Below are 18275 nucleotides of genomic sequence, written 5' to 3'. Positions count from 1 at the left end.
TGCGCCGATGAGATATGTTGTGCACACTACTGTGCATCGTACTGCGCACTACTGCGCAAAAAGCTGACTTGCCTGCGTTTCAGCATCCGCATACACCTGCGCCGCTTGGGTGAGGGCCAGTTGGATAGACTGCAAACTCTGCTCGATGTGGTTTTGTGCAGCACGCCATTGCTCAATCACTACATCGAATTGACTCGCCGCGGAACCGTGCCAGCTGCCTTGAAGCTGTGTGAGATGTGCATACATGGTTGTGACTGCCGTGCGGATTTCGTCTACGGAGGCGTTGACAGCCATGCCCGCCTGCTGAATTTGCTCAGAATCTACGTGATATTGAGGCATAGAAAGTCCTTTCTCTTGGTATGTAAGAGGGTTGAGGAAAGAAGGTAGTTCTGAGTGTAATGGTGCATTGCAGGTTTTCTTGAGCGAATCCGGTCTTGTTGGCAGATGTGAATAACTCAACACAAAACCCATAGATTTCTTTCAGGTAATTCTCAGCCTCATCTGGCATTCTTATACCTATGGCAAATACTCAAGAAGCACGTTTAGTAGTTGTGGATGATGAACCTTCCATCCGCGAATTGTTATCGGCGTCTTTGCGCTTTTCCGGCTTTGATGTGGTGACAGCCTCTAACGGTACTGAGGCAATTGATGTGATTATTGACACCAACCCGGATCTCATCATTATGGACGTTATGATGCCGGATATCGACGGTTTTACAGTAACAAGCCGCATACGCCAAGAAGGTATTGAAGCTCCTGTGCTTTTCTTAACGGCTCGTGACGACACTCAAGATAAGGTCATGGGACTGACCGTAGGTGGAGATGACTATGTGACCAAGCCATTTAGCTTGGAAGAGGTTGTGGCACGCATTCGGGCGATTTTGCGCCGCACACGCGATCAGGTAGAGGACGATCCTATTATTCGCGTAGCCGATTTGGAAATTAACGAGGACTCTCACGACGTCACCCGCCATGGTGAATTGATTGACCTGAGCCCAACCGAGTACAAACTTCTGCGCTATCTTATGGATAACGAGGGGCGCGTGCTCAGCAAGGCGCAAATTCTCGATCATGTATGGCAGTACGACTGGGGTGGGGATGCAGCCATCGTGGAATCCTATATTTCCTACTTGCGTAAGAAAATCGATGGCGTGACCTATATCGATGACAATGGGGAAGAAGCAAAAGTGGTCCCTATTATTCTCACCAAGCGTGGCGTAGGCTATATGATTCGAGAGCCTCGCGATTAATTAAGAACAGGTTTCAGGCATGGCAAACACCGCTGAAAAGCCGAGCTTCCTTCGCCACCTCAAGTATAAACTCAGCGCAATTCCACTGGCATCTCGCTTGGTTGCGTTGGTTTTAATCGTGCTTGTATTGGCTAGCTCTGTACTCGTTTTCGCTTCACGTCAGCTCGTATCCTCTGCATTGTTGCAGAAAACCGATACGCAGCTGATGCGTCAGGCGACGTTGGTTATCAACAATATCGATTTATTGCAATCCGAAAATAAGGTGGATCAAGCCCCTAGTAGTCAAGGCTTGTCCGGTTCTACAACCTTAGGAAACCTTATAGGCAATGTGGCAAATGGTGCACAAAATAGCAATTCTTCAGACCAAAATCAGCGCCCGATGCCGTACTCTACGACGGGCAATCAAAATCTGGGTCCTGCAGATTATTTTGTTCAGATTCGCGATAGCAATAACGATATTTTGAGCACGCCACTGGTGCCGATTGCGCACGATGGCATCGAGTCTATTCCTACTTTGCCGGAAGAGGGCACAGCCTTAAGTTTTCCTTATAATACGCCGACTACCGTGGCAGCCACAGTAACAACCGCGGATAATATAACGCTCAATGAACGCACCTCGAAAATGGCCTATACGCCGTGGCGCGTCATAGCCATGCAATATATGAATCGTTCCACAGGCACGCAGTACGTGGTATACATTGCCTTATCCTTGTTTGATGTCAACGACACCACGCAGGCCCTGACCATGTATTTTGTTTGGGCAGCTACGGCCATCGTTATCAGTGCAGGATTGCTGGCCTTTATCGCTATTCGGCGTTCGTTGCGTCCGCTGAAATATATGGAGAAAACTGCGGCGAAAATTGCCGCTGGCGACCTGTCTCAGCGTGTGCAAACCGCGCCACCCAATACTGAAATTGGTTCTCTTTCAGCGTCTTTGAATACCATGCTTTCGCGCATTGAACGCAGCTTTAAGAAGCAAGAAGAAATTACAAATCAGATGAAACGCTTTGTTTCCGATGCTTCACACGAGTTGCGCACACCGCTAGCCGTCATTCATGGCAGCACGGAACTGTATAAAATGCAAAGAAAATCGCCGTATACAGATCCTGTGGAAAGCGCGGATATGGTGATTGAGCATATCGATAAATCTAGTTCTCGCATGTCCGCCCTGGTCGAGGATTTGCTGAGCCTTGCCCGTTTGGATGAGGGTCGCGGCATTGATTTGGCACAAACCATTCATGTCAAAACCCTGCTGGAGGATTCCGCCGAGGATTTGCACGCCTTGGATCCAGAACGAGAAATTCGTCTGGGACGTCTGAGCATGAATGCGGGCTCAATTTTGCAGTCGGTGACCGGGGAAGAATTATCGGAAAATTCGGATCCGCTCGTCTTTGTGCCCGGGCAGATTCCAGAAATCGATGCGGGTGGCGATCCGGTGCGTTTGCGTCAAGTGGTGACAAATATTATTGGCAATATTCATCGCTACACACCGCATAATTCGCCGGTGGAAGTCGGCGCCAGCGTGGTGCATGCCAGCGTAGATCCTCGCGACTTCGAAAATGCACCATCCACCTCCGAAAGTCTGTATCGATTCCTCGACATGGTTTCGCAGAATTCTCAGCGCAATGACAGTTTGGAATTCGTCATTATTCGCATCATCGATCACGGTCCGGGTATGGATGAGGAATCACGCCAGCGCATATTTGAACGCTTCTACACGGCTGACCCTTCGCGTGCACGTGAAAAGGGTGGCACAGGACTAGGTATGTCCATTGCGCAGTCGGTTATCAATGCGCATCATGGCATTATTTGCGCTACGCCAACGCCGGACGGAGGTTTGACCTTTACGGTTGTGATTCCTATTTCTCAGACCATGCTCTTTAGAACGGTGGACCCGGCAGAAGAGCACTTGCGGGAGAAGAAAACGGCGCCTGCTATCTTTGGAAAGCGCAAGCGTAATGCCTCCGATGATATGACAACCACGCAGATCGAAATTTCGCTCAACTCGAAGAAGAACACTTCACCAGAGAAATAAATGCTGCTTTGCGTTACAATATAAGACCGTTATAGTTAAAGTTGTATAGAGTAACGTAAAGGAAGAAAATGCCAAGTGGAAAAGTGCGTTGGTTCGATGCTGATAAGAAATTCGGTTTTATCAGCAGCGATGATGGCGAAGATGTATTCGTCCCAGCAATGGCTTTACCTGCTGGAGCAACGACCTTACGCAAAGGTACACGTGTAGAGTTCTCTCGCATCGAAGGCCGAAAAGGGCCTCAGGCTATGGATATTCAGGTCGTTGGACCAGCCATGTCTGTGGTGAAAGCTACGCGTCCAAAGGCAGAAGATATGGCAGCAATTGTAGAAGATGTCATTAAGCTGCTGGATTCTGCTGGGAATGCTTTGCGTCGGGGACGTTATCCTCAAGGTGCAGACGCCCAGAAACTAGCCCATGTGCTTCGCGCCGTGGCGGACAATTTTGACGTGCAGGATTAAACTGCACTTTCTCAAAGAGAGAGATATATGACTGAAACATCGCAGCACAATAGTGAATGGACACCTATGGAGGTGGAGGAATCCACCATTGTCCAAGCTCGTCAAGCATTAGCTGATATTGCTGACGATGTTCAGCATATTGGAGATTTCGTAGTAGCGCTGGAGGTTGGGGAGCATCTCGCAGACTTCCGCTTCGATTCGCAGATCAAGGGATACGAGGGCTGGCAATGGTCGGTGACGATGTATCACGATATCGATGCGCACAAGTGGACAGTTAACGAGTCTTCGCTCATTCCAACCTCTCAAGCGCTTTTAGCACCGGAATGGATTCCTTGGAAGGACAGGCTGGAGCCGTCTGATATTTCCCCAACAGATGTTTTGGGCACGCCTGAAGACGATGAACGTTTGGAACCCGGCGTACAGATCGCGGCAGACGAAGCCTCTGAGAAGTCTGATGAGGATAATGTTGCCCAGGCTCGCCATCAGTCTCAGAATGACGATAAGAGCGACAACGAGGACAGCGATACGGGCACAGAGGGGCAGACGGCAGAGGATGCTCAGAAATTCCGTAAAACCGATGCTGCTGCAGGACAAACAGAAGCAACTCAAACCTCTGAAAAGGAAGAATTCCAAGACATCGTTGAAGAATTTGAATTAGCGCGTTCGCGCGTATTGTCACCTGTTGGTCGCGCACAGGCGGCGGATCGCTGGTATTCGGGGCCTCACGGTCCAAAATCCTTGTCTACGCGTGTAGCTTCAGGTAAAACATGCCAAACCTGCGGCTTCTTTGTACAACTGCAGGGTGAGTTGGGCACTATGTTCGGTGTGTGCGCCAATAAGTGGAGTCAGGACGACGGTCGCGTGGTGTCTATGGATCACGGTTGCGGAGAGCATTCGGATATCGAGCCGCCAACTCCTTCAACCATGTGGGTACAGCCAGACCCAACGGTAAATGATGACGATGATATTATCCTCATCACCAAGCCACGCAATCCAAAACCAACGGCTGAAGAGCGCCGAATTGCGGATATCCTTGAAGACGTAGAAGATCCTGAAGATTTGACCGATTCTTCGGAAGAATCGGAGGATTCGCAGAATGCTGAGGATTCTATCGATACCGCAGATACGGCAGATTCCTCGAATGCGCCGGATCATCAGGATAATCCAGCGTCTGCAGCGGAAAAATCTAGCGAACAGGATGGCGATTATGCCACGTTAGAAGATGATGAGGCCGAAGATGCTGCTGGTGACGGGGCATCTCATAAAGAAACTTCTTCAAAAGAAGCGACTGACGAGGAAAGGTCTTCAGAAGACACAACTTCACAGGAAATTACGGCTGAACAAACTTCTATTGACCTAAGGCAAGACAACCTCAGCAGCGAGAGCACAGATGATTCAGAAGAAGATTCAGTAGCTCCATCTGCGTCAGGTACTCCTCAAAATCATTCGGAGGCAGAAGTCGCAGAGAAGGTCGAATCATCGGAATCTCTGGAGGATTCAGACACAGATACTGAAGACAAGGAAACCCCAGAAACTCAAGAGTAGTGCAACCTTCTGAACGATAACGCAATGGTGGGATGACGAAGAATATCAACATCATCCCACCATTGTATGAGTGCCACTTAATGCACAACGGTGACTGTCGTAGGACATTTTTCGAGCAATTTCTTGCTCACAGAGCCGAGAACCTGCTGCTCAAACTTGCCTAAGCCGCGAGATCCTACGATTACGCGATGTGCCTGAGGTGCTACGCTCAGCAGCCCCTTTGTAGCGGTGGCGTACATCGGCGTTGCGATGATAGAGACGCCGGCAGGCTTATGCGCCTGATCGAGGAGTCGGCTGAGTACATCCTGCGCAATGATTTCTCCTTCGTGAAGCGAAGGAATAGAGCGGGATTTCTCCATAAATTCGCCTAGGGTCTTGGTTTGCCAGCACAAGATGACATGAACGTCTCGGTGCTCAATGGCGCCAGCCTCGAGGGCAAAATTCAAGGCCCGAAGACTGTGCACAGAACCATCCACACCTACGACCACCGGAGCTGACGTATCCACAGCAAAAGAAGCGTCCGCACTGTTGACCACGCGTGGAGCAGACTCAGGCATACGCACAATGGTGACGGGGGTTTGGGCTTCGTTAATCAGTGTTTGGCTGGACGAGCCTAGGAACCATCTTGCTACGGCACCCATGGAGCGCCTGCCCACCACAATCTGATGCGCATTTTCGCCGATGTTGAGTAGCGCAGTCGTACCTGCCGAATGCATAGAAGTGAGTTTTAGTTCCGAAACGTCGAAGCCTAAACTTTCAGAAGCTGTCTGCGCCCACGCGCTGAGCTGATGATTGATGATTTTGCGCGCATGGTCCCAGTCGGCCTCGCTTATGGGTTGCGCGCCCGTATCCCACGACTGCGTCCAACCATAAATTGCATGCACTTTTTGATGTGTGATTGCAGATTCCTGCATGGCCCACTGAAGGGCAGCAAAGGATTCAGGTGTACCATCCACGCCGACGGCGAGTTCACCCAGTTCCTCTAAAACACTGTGCTGAGGAGAATCTTCGTGCGCAGTCAGAGGAAGTGGCATATTTTCAGCTAATTTTGTCATTTTTTCCTCCTTTTCTTCAGTGTACTCCCTTAGATTGTGGACTGCTACGCATTGCATTTTGCCACTAAAATAACAGAACTTGCGTCAAACTCACTCAAGTTTTTTTTGGCTCTGGGCTGGAAATCGATGAAATTCGGGCAGGATTTCAAAAACATCTGTAAAATCATACCTAGGAAAATTATTGGAGGATTTTTATGTTTGAACGTTTTACCGATAGGGCTAGGCGAGTCATCGTCCTTGCTCAGGAGGAAGCGCGCTCTCTCCAACACAATTACATTGGCACCGAACACCTTCTGCTGGGTTTAATCCGCGAGGGCGAAGGCGTTGCTGCAAAAGCGTTGGAATCCAAGGGCGTGGAGTTTGAAGCAACCAAGGCGCAAGTTGAGGAAATGATTGGCAAGGGAAGTGCCGCTCCATCCGGTCACATTCCATTTACGCCTCATGCTAAGCAAGTTCTGGAATTGTCCTTGCGCGAAGCTCTTCAATTAGGCCACAGCTACATTGGCACCGAGCATATTTTGCTGGGTTTGATCCATGAAGGCGAAGGCGTGGGTACTCAGGTACTCGTCAAGATGAACGTGGATTTGAGTGATTTGCGCACATCCGTGATCGATGCTATTCGCGATACGCATGAGTCTGATGCCAATGGCGAATTGGCAAATTCTGGAAGTGTAGCAAACAAGCAGAGCCAGACCGGTTCTGCATTGCTGGACCAGTTCGGTCGCAATCTCACTCAGCAGGCACGTGAAGGCAAGCTCGACCCAGTCATCGGACGTAGCTCGGAAATCCAGCGCGTTATGGTGGTGTTGAGCCGTCGCACCAAGAATAACCCTGTCTTGATTGGTGAACCGGGCGTAGGTAAAACGGCTGTTGTCGAAGGTTTGGCGCAAAAGGTCGTAGCCGGCGATGTGCCAGAAACCTTGCGCGATAAGCAAATTTACTCCTTGGATTTGGGTTCGATGATTGCAGGTTCGCGTTACCGCGGTGATTTCGAAGAGCGCTTAAAGAAGGTGCTGAAGGAAATCCAGACGCGCGGTGACGTAGTGCTCTTCATCGATGAAATTCATACTATCGTCGGTGCTGGCGCTGCAGATGGTGCTATGGGCGCTTCCGACATGCTCAAACCTATGCTGGCCCGTGGCGAGCTCCAGACCATTGGCGCCACGACTACCGATGAGTATCGCAAGTACATCGAGAAGGATGCGGCGCTGGAGCGTCGTTTCCAGCCAATTCAGGTCAATGAGCCAAGCATTGCGGATACCATCGAGATTTTGAAGGGTCTGCGTAAGAATTACGAAGATCATCATCGTGTCACCATTACGGATAAGGCTTTGCAAGCAGCTGCGGAACTTTCTGCACGCTACATCCAGGATCGTCATCTGCCAGATAAGGCCATCGATTTAATCGATGAAGCCGGTGCTCGCTTGCGTATTCGTCGTCTGACCGCTCCACCGGAGCTGAAGGATATGGAAAATCGCATTGCTAAGCTCAAGCAGCAAAAGGATGAGGCCATTGCTCAGCAAGACTTCGAGAAGGCTGCTTCTTTGCGCGACGAACAGGAAACGTTGGAAACGAAGCGTTCCGAGCGTGAAAAGGCGTGGCGTGAAGGTGAGTCCGACGTGTCCATGGTGGTAGATGAGGAAGTTATCGCACAGGTGATTTCTTCGACCACTGGCATCCCAGTCTTCAAGTTGACTCAGGAAGAGTCCAAGAAGTTGCTGTCCATGGAGTCTGAACTCCATAAGCGCATTATTGGACAGGATGAGGCTGTTTCTGCGCTGGCACGTTCTATCCGTCGTGCGCGCGTGGGCTTGAAGGATCCAAAACGTCCGTCTGGTTCCTTTATCTTCGCGGGGCCAACCGGTGTAGGTAAGACCGAATTGGCCAAGAGCTTGGCACAATTCCTCTTCGATGACGATGATGCGTTGATTCGTATCGATATGTCGGAATTCGGTGAAAAGTATGCCGCCTCTCGTCTCTTCGGTGCTCCTCCAGGATACGTGGGCTACGATGAGGGTGGCGAGTTGACTGAGAAGGTACGTCGTAAGCCATTCTCCGTCGTACTGTTCGATGAAATCGAAAAGGCTCATCCAGACATCTTCAATACGCTGTTGCAGGTATTGGATGATGGTCATTTAACCGATGGTCAGGGCCGCAAGGTGGACTTCAAGAACACCATCATTATTTTGACCACGAATTTGGGTACGAGCAAGATTGCTCAGACTGCAAATACCGGTTTCAATATTGGTGGCAATACGCAGACGTCGTACCAGCGTATGAAAGATCAGGTGTCTACCGAGCTTAAGAGCCAGTTCCGCCCAGAATTCCTCAACCGTTTGGATGACATTATCGTCTTCCAGCAGCTGACAGAGCCGGAAGTACGCCAAATCGTGGATTTGGATATTGCGCGCTTGAATGATCGTCTGTTCGAACGCCATATGGCTGTGGAATTGACCGATCAGGCGAAGGATCTCTTGGCCCAGAAGGGCTTCGATCCACTTCTGGGTGCACGTCCGTTGCGTCGAGTGATCCAGCGTGATATCGAGGATGCGATTTCCGAGAAGATTTTGCTCGGAGAGTTGCGTGATAACGAGCAGATTTTGGTGGATTCCGAAGGTGAAGGCATTTTGGGTGAGTTTACTTTCAGCGCCAAGCCTTTTGCACAGGCTGAGCCAGAATCCGATGAGTCTGCTTCTGACGAGGCCGATGCAGTCGCGGTTTCGAATGAAGATTCTCCATCCGAAGCGCCACGCGAGGAAACTGCAGAAGCTACGGAAAATCCTGCAGAATAAAGCAGACTAAGCTCTAAAGAGATAAAGGGAGGAAAGCCTAAGTGGGCTTTCCTCCCTTTGTGCGTTTTGCTGTTTATTTCTTACCAGCCGAGGATATTGAGGGCAATAATAAGCGCAATATATGCCACACAGGCGGCGATGAGCACATAATCTCGCCAGGTCACACGCATAACACGCCACGGCACGCGGTCAGCCGATTTATCAAAACCGCGCACATCGAGGGCGATGCTAAGCTTATCGGCATGCCGCAGAGCATTGGCAAAAGAAGGAATAATCAAGGCTTGGAGGGATCTCAAGCGTGCGGACATCGAACCGTGCGTCATCGTCCCTCCGCGTAACTCCTGCGCCATGACCAATGTTTTAAAATCCCGAGTCAGTATAGGCAAAAAGCGCAAAGATAAGGACGTCGTCAATGCCAGCTCATGTACGGGCAAGCCACGCTTTTTCAGCGGAGCGCACAGGCTTTCCACAGCATCCGTGATGCGGTTGGGTGGCAAAATGTGAAGCATCGAGGTGATGATGGTGGCGAGCAGAGCAAATCGTGTGCCGTAAATAATTGAGGCCCACACCCCCTCATCCGTAATGCGGATAAAACCCCAGCGCACAATTTGTGTACCGCTGTGCACAAAAAACATATTGAAGACCGCAATAAGGGTGATGAAAATCCAAAAACCATGCAAGGCGCGCACTAGTTGAACCGGGCGGATACGGGCCATGAGCACGAAGGCCAGCGTTGCAAGCACACCGCCCGCCAGTTGAATTGGTGTGTGCAATGCAAAGGAAGATAAAGCCGTCACCATCGTTACACAGGTGAGCACACGCGGGTCAAAACGCGAAAGGGGAGCACGCCTCTCCTGCGTATGCAGATCCTGCACATCACGCACTGTATTTGTGTGTTCCTTGGCTTCAAATTCCTCGCGGGCAAATCCGTGTGTTCCCGTCAGCACGATAGCGCGCGTGGCCAGACGCTGGATATGCTCGAGGGAATGCGTCACCATGATAATGGTCATGCCGGAGCGATGTAGCGAAGCCAGAATATGAAGGATTTTTTCGCTGGCCTGAGTATCCAGCCCGGCCGTCGGCTCGTCCACGATGAGTACATCCGGCTTCATCGCCAGCACGCCTGCAAATGCGGCGAGACGTTGCTGACCGCCCGACAGATTCCACACGGAACGGTCCAGTAGCGCAGAAATACCGAGAAATTCAGCGGTTTGTGCAACGCGTTCTTGGACTTCCTTCTGCGTTAAACCCAGATTGCGCGGCCCAAATGCGATATCTTCTCGCACGGTGGCAGCAAAGAGTTGATTTTCGGTTTTTTGTAACGCAAATCCTAATTGCTGCGCGTTCAGATGCACTTCGCCTTGCGTGGGTTTTACCGCCTGTGATAAAAGATTGAGGAGTGTGCTTTTGCCGGATCCGTTTGCACCCGTCAGTGCGATGAACTCGCCCCGAGCTACGCTGATACTTTCATTCTCGATAACCGTGGGACCATCCGCATAGTGGTAGGAGATATGCTGGGCATCGAGGACCAGCTCCGATGCAAGCGTAGAGGGTGCCAGTGAGGATACGGGAATGCCCAAGCCTTCAATGGCTGCTTGAGTGGGGAAAACGGTATTTTCTGACAGAGAGGTCTGAGCTAAAAAGTCTTTAGTAGACAGGTCTCGCGCAATTGCGCCCGCTTTCATTTCAACCACGCGTTGCCCATGCTGAACCAGAGTAGGGTGGTGGGAAATCACAATAATCGTCACGCCGCTTTTATGCGCTTTGTCCAGACTCGTGAGGATAGCCGAACGTGCGCGGGAGTCCACAAAAGCAAAAGGTTCATCCAAAATAAGAATGCGCGGATGTGCAGCCAAGGCGGAGGAAAGGCCACGCGCTGCTGCTGACCGCCGGATAAATTGTACGGATCGCAATCCTTCACGCCCAGCATGCCCGTATGCCCTAAGGCGTCATACACCGCTTGTGCGGTCTGCTCTGGCGCAAAGCCCAGATTTTCGGGTTCAAAAGCCACATCATCCTTGACCGTAGAGCCCACAATCTGATCCTCCGGATTTTGCGTTACATACGCCACCTGGCGTCGCGCCGCCACAAAGTGCGCACGGCTGACACCGCTCACATCGTCATACAAAGTATGACCTAAAATTCTCAGGCTCCCCGAGCTCGGCGCGCTAATTGCCGCCAACATCTTAGACAGCGTCGTTTTCCCACTGCCATTAGAACCCACAATTGTGAGCCATTGACCTTGAGGAATGCTCAGATTGAGGTGATGCACCGCGTCGGGCAATTGCGCATCATACGAAAAACGTACAGAGTGAAGTTCGATAGCCGGATTTGTATCCACCATGCTGACATCTTTTCTGCAGAAATATGCTCAAAATTTCAGAATTTTAGGTAATGAGATTGTAGGGAATAAGGAAAGGCAGCGTGAGAAACTACACTCGGCGATTAGATTTTTGCGAAGCGATATAGGATTTGAGCAATCCATTCATTGGCTTGTAACAGAAGGTGGTCACCACGCTATGGAGGACAGCCTTAATAATATTAAAAGGCAGCAATATCGGGATAACCATAGCCAGTACCGTACCAAAATCCGTGCCCGTGTAGAACGGCGTAATGAGAAGATTCAGCACAATAGCAGTGAACACAAAGCTGACACTGCCGGTAACCATGGAAATCAACGCACCTTGACGCGTGCGCTTTTTTGAATAAATCCACGCAGAAGGCAGACTGAACGCTAAAGTACAGGCCACCAGAATCAGACCGCCGATAGGATCCGTAAAAATATGAGGGAGGCTGCTCAGTACACCCACGATAACTGCGGCCAAAGGTCCATAAGCAAAACCAGCCAGTAGCACAACGATACCGCTGGGATCATATTTCAAAAAAGGTGCTGCAGGCATCAGTGGGATTTGAATAAAACTCAGGACGATGGCCAAGGTGCTGAAAAGCGCATAAATGGCAATGCGTTGGCTGGTCCAGTAATTATCTGTATTTTCTGTTGTTGTATTGTGGGTATGCTCCGACATACTCTTCTCCTGTTTCTTCCATCCGGACTATAACCGTTGGCCTTGGATTTCCACCAAATCAACCGCTTGTGCGGGTCGCGGGCTGTTACCGCCAGTCGAGGATTTTCGCCTCGCCCTGAAACTTACGATAATTACCCTAACACATCCACGTTCATTTGGGCAGACGCGCATAGCAATTCTTGGTGTGAGCTACATCAAAAAGCGGCGAATGTGCAGACGATCGTCTGATATTCACCGCTCGTAGGAATCACAGGGCGCGTAGCTTTAACGGATTTCGTAGATTCCGCCGTTACCCCAAGTCCATTCGCCATTGACCGGTGCAGTTTCGTCGCTTTGAGCGCCTATATGAGCGTGTAACTTATCGATGCCGAGGATGAGATGATCGCGGGTTTCTCCCAAAGAAAAATCTGGGTCGATAAAGGCGCGCATAGAACGCTCATCATCGCTGAGGAGGAAGCGAATAGGCTGCTTGTATGCAGGGAAAGGTGCCTTGGATACGGCAGTAATAGCGCTGATATACCACGATGGACTCTCCGGTGTGACGCCGCCCAATGCTTGAAGATTTTGACCACCGCGATGCGTTCGTTGCAACTGCGCGCGGGCTTCATAAGACAGCTCCAAAACGTGCTGCTGATCCTTAAAATACCCCACAACGAGCGCTGCATAGGGCACTTCGTTTTTCGGTATGCGGGCAAGGGCGCAAGCACGCTCTAAGTCGATACTCTTATCCACCCAGCTGGTGGCCAGACCCATTAAAGTGGCTGTCAAGATGAGGCGTTCGGCATAAAAACCGGCCTTTTCTAGTAGCTCCAGATTGTGTGGCTCACCGCTGAGCAGAATCACATGGGCAGCCCCTTCAAAGTCGCCGTTTTCTTTTCGGATGCGATCAAACAGTTCAGGATGGTTTTCAAGGAAGGAAAAACGAACGCCTGAAAGAAGGCTCATAGCATCGATATTTTGCATCAGCTGGCTGTGAATGCCCTCTTCGATGAGGTCCGGACTAAAGATGCGATTGGAAATGCGGACATTAATCGCATCAATTACTTGTGAATGCGTATGGCTCATACTTGCATTATAATAAATCACGGAGAAAGTCGGTTTAATCTTTCACGCACTTTGGAGGTGCCAATGATTGAAACAGCTCAAGCCTTCGGAATTGATATTGGTGGTTCTGGCATTAAGGGAGCACCAGTTGATTTGGTGAATGGCAAGTTCGCTGAGGAACGTTTGCGTATTGCAACACCAGAAAAATCCACACCTGAAGCTGTAGCAGAAGTCGTAAAGCAGATCTTGGACCACTTTGATGTGGCTGACGGCACGCCTATTGGCATCGCCTTCCCTGCACCTGTAAAGCCTGAAACCCCCGTAGAATTCATCGCAAATTTGGATCAGTCTTGGGTGGGTATCGAATTAAATTCCTTCTTAAGCGAACACACAGGCCGCACCGTGCACGTTGTCAACGATGCAGATGCTGCTGGCCTCGGTGAAGCGGAGTACGGTGCAGCGAAGGGCATCCCTGGTCTTGTCATCGCTACTACCTTGGGCACGGGCATCGGTACCGCTTTGATTATGGATGGCGTATTGGTACCAAATACAGAGCTGGGTCATATCGAGCTCGATGGTATGGATGCTGAAAAGTATGCGGCGGACTCCGCACGCTCCAATGAAGAATTGTCCTGGAAAAAGTGGGGCAAGCGCCTGACCAAGTACTACGGATTGCTTGAAAAGTACTTCAGCCCAGCTGTATTCGTTGTGGGCGGAGGCGTTTCGAAGAAGAGCGATAAGTTCTTTGAGTTCATCGAAATTAATACACCGCTCGTTCCTGCTCAATTGCTCAACGATGCTGGCATCGTAGGTGCTGCATACTACGCCTCCACGCAGCAAGAGTAAACCGAGGTCACGTGCAATTTTCGCATCGTACCGGAGATACCTCACTTAACGCCCTGTCTTTACGCTCTCAAGAGCTGAAAGCACAGGGTGTTCAGCTTTTCAATCTCAATGATTCAAACCCCACACATTTTGGACTGAGCGTGCATGGGGCTGATTATATTTACAGCGCACATCCGCGCGGCGGCGTGGAAACGCGTCGCATTCTGTCCTCATACCTCAGTGGCCGTTACGGCATAGAGATGGATGCTGAGCACCTGTATTTGCTCAACTCCACCTCGCAGGCATACGCGTGGTTGAGTATGCTGCTGTGCGATTATGGCGATCGGATTCTATATCCTCAGCCGGGCTATCCGTTGATTGAATCCATCTGTGCCTTAACGGGGGTGCAATCCGTGCCTTATCGTGTGCGTTATGACGGTTCGTGGATTATCGATTACGTCAGCATCGCCCAGCAGTTGGAAAAACATAATTACCCGGGTGCGGAGCATCCTATTAAAGCGCTGGTGCTCATCAATCCAAATAATCCGACGGCTTCCTATGTCAAAGCCGAAGAGCGTGAACGGATACTGGACTTATGCGCGCATTATGAGGTGGCCATTATCGCGGATGAAGTTTTTTACGATTTCGCCTTGGATGCCTTCGATTCGCGGGCGCGCCTCGCGGGGGAGAAGCGTGTGCTCACCTTTGCTCTCGATGGTTTTTCGAAGATGCTGGCTGCGGCTGATGTGAAGGTCGGATGGGTGTATATCAGCGGCCCAGTAGATGAGGTGCGTGAGGCGTGTAATCGTTTGGATATGATTGCCGATGATTTTTTGCCTATGTCCTCGCTCATCGAAAAAGAAATTCCCGAGCTGCTGCATCATGCAGACGCGCAAACGGCGCGCATCCGGCGCAGAACGTGCGAAAATCTAGCGTGGCTCAAGACTTACACCTCGGATACGCGCCAGACAAAGGGCTATGTGTCTGTGCTGCGGGCAGAAGGGGGTTTTAATGTGTTACTCCGTCTACCTTCCAGCTTGGAGGATGACGCTGTCGGCTTGGAATTGCTGGACAAAATTCATGCTCAAAGTGCGCCGGGGTACTTTTTCGACTTCGAATCTAGCGGTTACATGGCGGTGTCCTTATTGCCAGAACCGGAAATTTTCAGGACAATGGTTATACAAGTAATTCGCATTTTGGAGAATGAAATAGAAAAATTATGAGCCTCAAAAATATGTGGGATCGTGCGCACACTCAGGTGAACAAAGTGACCGGAAAGGTGACCCAGCGCATTGATAAGCCACATTTGACTACCTTGGAAGTCGAAGTAGCAATCGGCATTGCCATCGTGGCTGTGGTTTCTCTTTTCGCCACACATTATTTAACCACCTCCATGGCAACGGCCATTGTGGTGTGCACGCAGATTGATCGCAAGGCGGCACGCAAAGCGGGACTTCGCAGACTTGTGGGCACCATGTTTGGCGGTCTGTTTGGGCTTTTTGTCGTGTGGTTGGACGATTTTTGGGGAAATAACCCCTATGTTTTTGTCTTGCTCGCTTTTAGTGCCATTTTGATTATTGGAGCGTTATTCTATGCCTTCCAGCTGCCTTCGGCCTCTTGGAAAATTACCATGATTTCGCTGGCGCTGGTCATGCTCGTGCAATTTGGTGAAGACCGCATTGTGTACGCGCTTTTCCGTTTATTGGGCACCGTTATTGGCGTGTGTTTAAGCGTTATTATTACCACGGTGTGGGCGCATACGCATATGGCGATAGAAAAGCATTGCTCCTGGCTGGAGCGGGACAAAGATGACGACGAAATCAATGGTGGCAGTGAAAAAATAGAAGAGGGCGCAGTCGATGCCGCGGTGAGCGAGGGCACTACGTCTGAGAGTGAAACAACAGTGAGCACCACGGAAAACAAGACATCGGAAGCTGAATTCTGAGTATTTACTACATAATCGTTAATGCCTGAACAAAGCTCGCGTAAAGGCTTGGGTTATACTGGCTGAGTGCTGCAAATCGGTTGGGCACAAAAATCGAGGCTGCAAAAACGAGCATTTCATACACGGTCAATGCCACGACGACCCACAAAACAAGGTGATATCGCGAACTCTGCCGTGCCCGTGTGCCGCCCTTTTCGCGCACAACAGCCAACGCACTTAACGCCGGCGCAATGGCCGCAAACACAAAGGCCCAGGTGAAATCCACAAAATAACGCCATACGATACCGCCACTGCGCGTCACCAGAATGCACAGCAGAACGCCGAAAATTACGCCCGCAAGACTGTACAGCCAGATAAATTGTGGATGAAGTCGTTTACGTACCTGCGGCAGTAGCACGCTCAGTATGCCCAGCGCTATGAGGGGGGCGAAAATAAAGAATCCGCTGATGATGGTCTCCCTATGAATCCACGTGGAGGTGCTGATAAACGGAGACTGGATAAAGGGTGGTTGTGCGGTGAAATCAAAAGGTTGAAACAAATACGCGCCCACACCCTGGAGCGTGGACAGAGTGGTCACCCTCAAATTGCGCATATCGGCTACTGTTATTTGGTAACCCGAGCCGAAATTGAGCGCTGATCCGAAACGCCACCAGTTGTACCATAAGGCGGGAAGCACGCCAAGAATGGCGGGCACTACTGCGGCACTCAGAGCACGGCTGAGCTGCTTGAGCGGCTTTTCCCACACAAATTCAAAGAAAACAGGCGCCACTAAAATAGCCGTAAATGCAAAGGTAGGCCTACACGAAGTGGTTAACGCGATAAAGAAAGAACCTACGCCCATACGCAGGTAATTGCTGAGTGCCGGCTTTTCCGGTCGGACACCCAGCCATATAAATACACCTAAGAAGGCAACGCATAAAGCACTGGAAAAAGCCAAGGTGTACAGATTAGACACGAGCAAAAGCGAAATAAAATTCATGCCCACAAAAGCCGAAATCAGCACAAGAATCGTGTGCCCGATGCTGGTCTGCGGGAAGTAGCGTGCAATAAAACGGATAATCGACGCCATGACGAGAATCATCGCAGGAATCAAAAATACGATGACGCTTGCAAATACTGAAGGCCAGCTGCCCGTGAGCGCGTGGAAAGGTAAATACAGTACAATGCTAGGCAAAATGCCAAAATAGGAATACCAGTGATGCTGATAAAAGGCATAATCCCAGTAAATTTGCGCGCTCTGATTCAAAATCGTATTGCGCAGTTGCGGGTCGTACGGGTTACTCAGCGCATCGAAGGAGGGATCCACCGGTAAATCCAGCCACGGGTGGCCTTCGAGCAAGGCCTGCGAAGCCAAAATATAATGCCGATAACTATAAATGTAGTTATGATCCTGAGCCCATGTATCATTCGCAGCAAAGAGGCCACCGAAATAGATGGCGACTATACCTACGAGCACGAGGGGAAGCACACACGCCAGCCAGAAGACCAGCCGCTGTCTGTGCGATTGGGTGTCTAATGCGATGCGATATAGCGCAGAGCGTGGGCGGAAAAGCCAGATAAAAGCGGCAAGAGCGAGTAGCGCAAGCATGCGCGCCACGCTGATATGAAAAGGTTTACGCGCGTTCAGCGTAATCTGGCGAAGATTCGAGGTGGCTTGAACCGGGTCTTCAGTGGGGTTTCGTGTGTATTCACCGCTGACAAAGTGGATGACGATTGCGTTATTTTTCGCAATATCGGCCTGAGCATCGGCATCTAAAAACACAAACGTGCTACGGTCGCTGTACAGGGTAATCTGCTGGGAACCAATGGTAATAGGTGTGCTAAAGGATTTCACCTCAGCGTTGCTAGGGTCGAAACTCAGGGTGGTGATAGGAGTGTCCAGCGAAACGGGGATGCTCAGTGTGGCGTCAAAATCTTGGATGTAGAGGAGGGAATTAGAACGGTCGGTGCTGTCTGTGCTGGCTTCGGTGTTTGTGCTGCTCGTTTCGGTCGCGCTCGCTGTGTCCGTGTCAGTATCCGTGCCTGTGTCCGTGACGGAGTCTCCCGTTCCCCATTGCGCATGACTGAGCGTGGCCGAGCAGCTGGTCGCCACCTCACAGGAAACCGCAGAAGCGCCAGACGGCGACATCCATGTGCCCAGATTAAAAACGGCCAGTTCTAAAGTCAGGATAATAATCGCAGTACTTACTGCGAAAAACGCTGCGTTGCGGTGGGTAGAAATGTAACTTCCTATACGATTGGACACAAGACTAAGCATAAGATGAAGCGCAGAGAAAAAGCCAGACATACATCTTTCATCA

General features: G+C 50.5%; 15 protein-coding genes and 1 riboswitch. Of the genes, 8 read left to right on the top strand and 7 right to left on the bottom strand.

The window, feature by feature from the left end; genetic code table 11:
* Positions 1–48: 48 nt before the first annotated feature.
* The gene (locus D570_RS0103745; RefSeq protein WP_018143062.1) at positions 49–339 is read right to left on the bottom strand and encodes a WXG100 family type VII secretion target; all 291 of its coding nucleotides are present in this window, start codon (positions 337–339) and stop codon (positions 49–51) included.
* A 179-nt stretch (positions 340–518) separates the two neighbouring features.
* Between D570_RS0103745 and D570_RS0103740 the strand changes: the two genes are divergently transcribed.
* The 4 genes from D570_RS0103740 to D570_RS08420 all read left to right on the top strand — a co-directional run bounded on the left by D570_RS0103740 (position 519) and on the right by D570_RS08420 (position 5288).
* On the top strand, positions 519–1250 hold the full coding sequence (locus tag D570_RS0103740; protein WP_018143061.1) for a response regulator transcription factor: 732 nt from the start codon (positions 519–521) through the stop codon (positions 1248–1250).
* Between the two features lie 19 nt (positions 1251–1269).
* Positions 1270–3285: a sensor histidine kinase gene (locus tag D570_RS08425; RefSeq protein WP_018143060.1), complete on the top strand. Its 2016-nt coding sequence runs from the start codon at positions 1270–1272 to the stop codon at positions 3283–3285.
* Positions 3286–3353: 68 nt separating this feature from the next.
* The gene (locus tag D570_RS0103730) at positions 3354–3743 is read left to right on the top strand and encodes a cold-shock protein (protein WP_018143059.1); all 390 of its coding nucleotides are present in this window, start codon (positions 3354–3356) and stop codon (positions 3741–3743) included.
* 66 nt (positions 3744–3809) lie between these two features.
* Positions 3810–5288 carry a DUF3027 domain-containing protein gene (locus D570_RS08420; protein WP_407636340.1) on the top strand — a complete coding sequence of 493 codons (1479 nt, stop codon included), beginning with the start codon at positions 3810–3812 and terminating at the stop codon, positions 5286–5288.
* Between the two features lie 77 nt (positions 5289–5365).
* Here D570_RS08420 and D570_RS0103720 read toward each other — a convergent pair whose 3' ends face one another.
* Positions 5366–6343 (bottom strand): universal stress protein, encoded by a 978-nt coding sequence (locus tag D570_RS0103720; protein WP_018143057.1) that lies wholly within the window; start codon positions 6341–6343, stop codon positions 5366–5368.
* 194 nt (positions 6344–6537) lie between these two features.
* On the opposite strand from D570_RS0103720, the gene D570_RS0103715 reads away from it, so the two are divergent.
* Complete coding sequence (locus tag D570_RS0103715; RefSeq protein WP_018143056.1) at positions 6538–9135, top strand: ATP-dependent Clp protease ATP-binding subunit; 2598 nt, start codon at positions 6538–6540, stop codon at positions 9133–9135.
* Positions 9136–9215: 80 nt separating this feature from the next.
* Here D570_RS0103715 and D570_RS0103710 read toward each other — a convergent pair whose 3' ends face one another.
* From D570_RS0103710 to D570_RS0103695, 4 genes are all read right to left on the bottom strand, one after another.
* Positions 9216–10964 (bottom strand): CbiQ family ECF transporter T component, encoded by a 1749-nt coding sequence (locus D570_RS0103710; RefSeq protein WP_169331218.1) that lies wholly within the window; start codon positions 10962–10964, stop codon positions 9216–9218.
* Positions 10880–11479 (bottom strand): energy-coupling factor ABC transporter ATP-binding protein, encoded by a 600-nt coding sequence (locus tag D570_RS0103705; protein ID WP_026181846.1) that lies wholly within the window; start codon positions 11477–11479, stop codon positions 10880–10882. The genes D570_RS0103710 and D570_RS0103705 overlap by 85 nt, the downstream gene beginning before the upstream one ends.
* A gap of 88 nt (positions 11480–11567) precedes the next feature.
* Positions 11568–12161: an ECF transporter S component gene (locus tag D570_RS0103700; RefSeq protein ID WP_018143055.1), complete on the bottom strand. Its 594-nt coding sequence runs from the start codon at positions 12159–12161 to the stop codon at positions 11568–11570.
* Between the two features lie 6 nt (positions 12162–12167).
* Positions 12168–12288: riboswitch (FMN riboswitch) on the bottom strand.
* Positions 12289–12425: 137 nt separating this feature from the next.
* On the bottom strand, positions 12426–13226 hold the full coding sequence (locus tag D570_RS0103695) for a nitroreductase family protein (RefSeq protein ID WP_018143054.1): 801 nt from the start codon (positions 13224–13226) through the stop codon (positions 12426–12428).
* Between the two features lie 63 nt (positions 13227–13289).
* Here D570_RS0103695 and ppgK point away from each other — a divergent pair, with 63 nt between their 5' ends.
* From ppgK to D570_RS0103680, 3 genes are read left to right on the top strand one after another with little or no spacing between them, the layout of a single operon-like run.
* Positions 13290–14051: a polyphosphate--glucose phosphotransferase gene (ppgK, locus tag D570_RS0103690; RefSeq protein WP_018143053.1), complete on the top strand. Its 762-nt coding sequence runs from the start codon at positions 13290–13292 to the stop codon at positions 14049–14051.
* A gap of 11 nt (positions 14052–14062) precedes the next feature.
* Complete coding sequence (locus D570_RS0103685) at positions 14063–15253, top strand: pyridoxal phosphate-dependent aminotransferase (protein ID WP_018143052.1); 1191 nt, start codon at positions 14063–14065, stop codon at positions 15251–15253.
* Positions 15250–15975, top strand: a complete 726-nt coding sequence (locus D570_RS0103680) for an FUSC family protein (RefSeq protein ID WP_018143051.1) — start codon at positions 15250–15252, stop codon at positions 15973–15975. Before D570_RS0103685 ends, D570_RS0103680 begins: the two co-directional genes overlap by 4 nt.
* A 7-nt stretch (positions 15976–15982) precedes the next feature.
* On the opposite strand, the gene D570_RS0103675 is transcribed toward D570_RS0103680, so the two are convergent.
* Entirely contained in the window at positions 15983–18262 is a 2280-nt protein-coding gene (locus tag D570_RS0103675) for a hypothetical protein (RefSeq protein ID WP_018143050.1), read from the bottom strand.
* Positions 18263–18275: the final 13 nt, after the last annotated feature.

It is taken from the genome of Alloscardovia criceti DSM 17774 (assembly GCF_000376885.1).
Classification (GTDB): Bacteria; Actinomycetota; Actinomycetes; order Actinomycetales; family Bifidobacteriaceae; genus Alloscardovia; species Alloscardovia criceti.
Note: the sequence above shows the minus strand (reverse complement) of the source record. Positions and strands in the feature narration are given on the sequence as shown.

Excerpts from the sequence above, each read along its gene's own strand:
- D570_RS0103745 (WP_018143062.1), bottom strand. The coding sequence starts at position 339 with ATGCCTCAATATCACGTAGATTCTGAGCAAATTCAGCAGGCGGGCATG.
- D570_RS0103740 (WP_018143061.1), top strand. The coding sequence starts at position 519 with ATGGCAAATACTCAAGAAGCACGTTTAGTAGTTGTGGATGATGAACCT.
- D570_RS08425 (WP_018143060.1), top strand. The coding sequence starts at position 1,270 with ATGGCAAACACCGCTGAAAAGCCGAGCTTCCTTCGCCACCTCAAGTAT.
- D570_RS0103730 (WP_018143059.1), top strand. The coding sequence starts at position 3,354 with ATGCCAAGTGGAAAAGTGCGTTGGTTCGATGCTGATAAGAAATTCGGT.
- D570_RS08420 (WP_407636340.1), top strand. The coding sequence starts at position 3,810 with ATGGAGGTGGAGGAATCCACCATTGTCCAAGCTCGTCAAGCATTAGCT.
- D570_RS0103720 (WP_018143057.1), bottom strand. The coding sequence starts at position 6,343 with ATGACAAAATTAGCTGAAAATATGCCACTTCCTCTGACTGCGCACGAA.
- D570_RS0103715 (WP_018143056.1), top strand. The coding sequence starts at position 6,538 with ATGTTTGAACGTTTTACCGATAGGGCTAGGCGAGTCATCGTCCTTGCT.
- D570_RS0103705 (WP_026181846.1), bottom strand. The coding sequence starts at position 11,479 with ATGGTGGATACAAATCCGGCTATCGAACTTCACTCTGTACGTTTTTCG.
- D570_RS0103700 (WP_018143055.1), bottom strand. The coding sequence starts at position 12,161 with ATGTCGGAGCATACCCACAATACAACAACAGAAAATACAGATAATTAC.
- D570_RS0103695 (WP_018143054.1), bottom strand. The coding sequence starts at position 13,226 with ATGAGCCATACGCATTCACAAGTAATTGATGCGATTAATGTCCGCATT.
- ppgK (WP_018143053.1), top strand. The coding sequence starts at position 13,290 with ATGATTGAAACAGCTCAAGCCTTCGGAATTGATATTGGTGGTTCTGGC.
- D570_RS0103680 (WP_018143051.1), top strand. The coding sequence starts at position 15,250 with ATGAGCCTCAAAAATATGTGGGATCGTGCGCACACTCAGGTGAACAAA.
- D570_RS0103675 (WP_018143050.1), bottom strand. The coding sequence starts at position 18,262 with ATGTCTGGCTTTTTCTCTGCGCTTCATCTTATGCTTAGTCTTGTGTCC.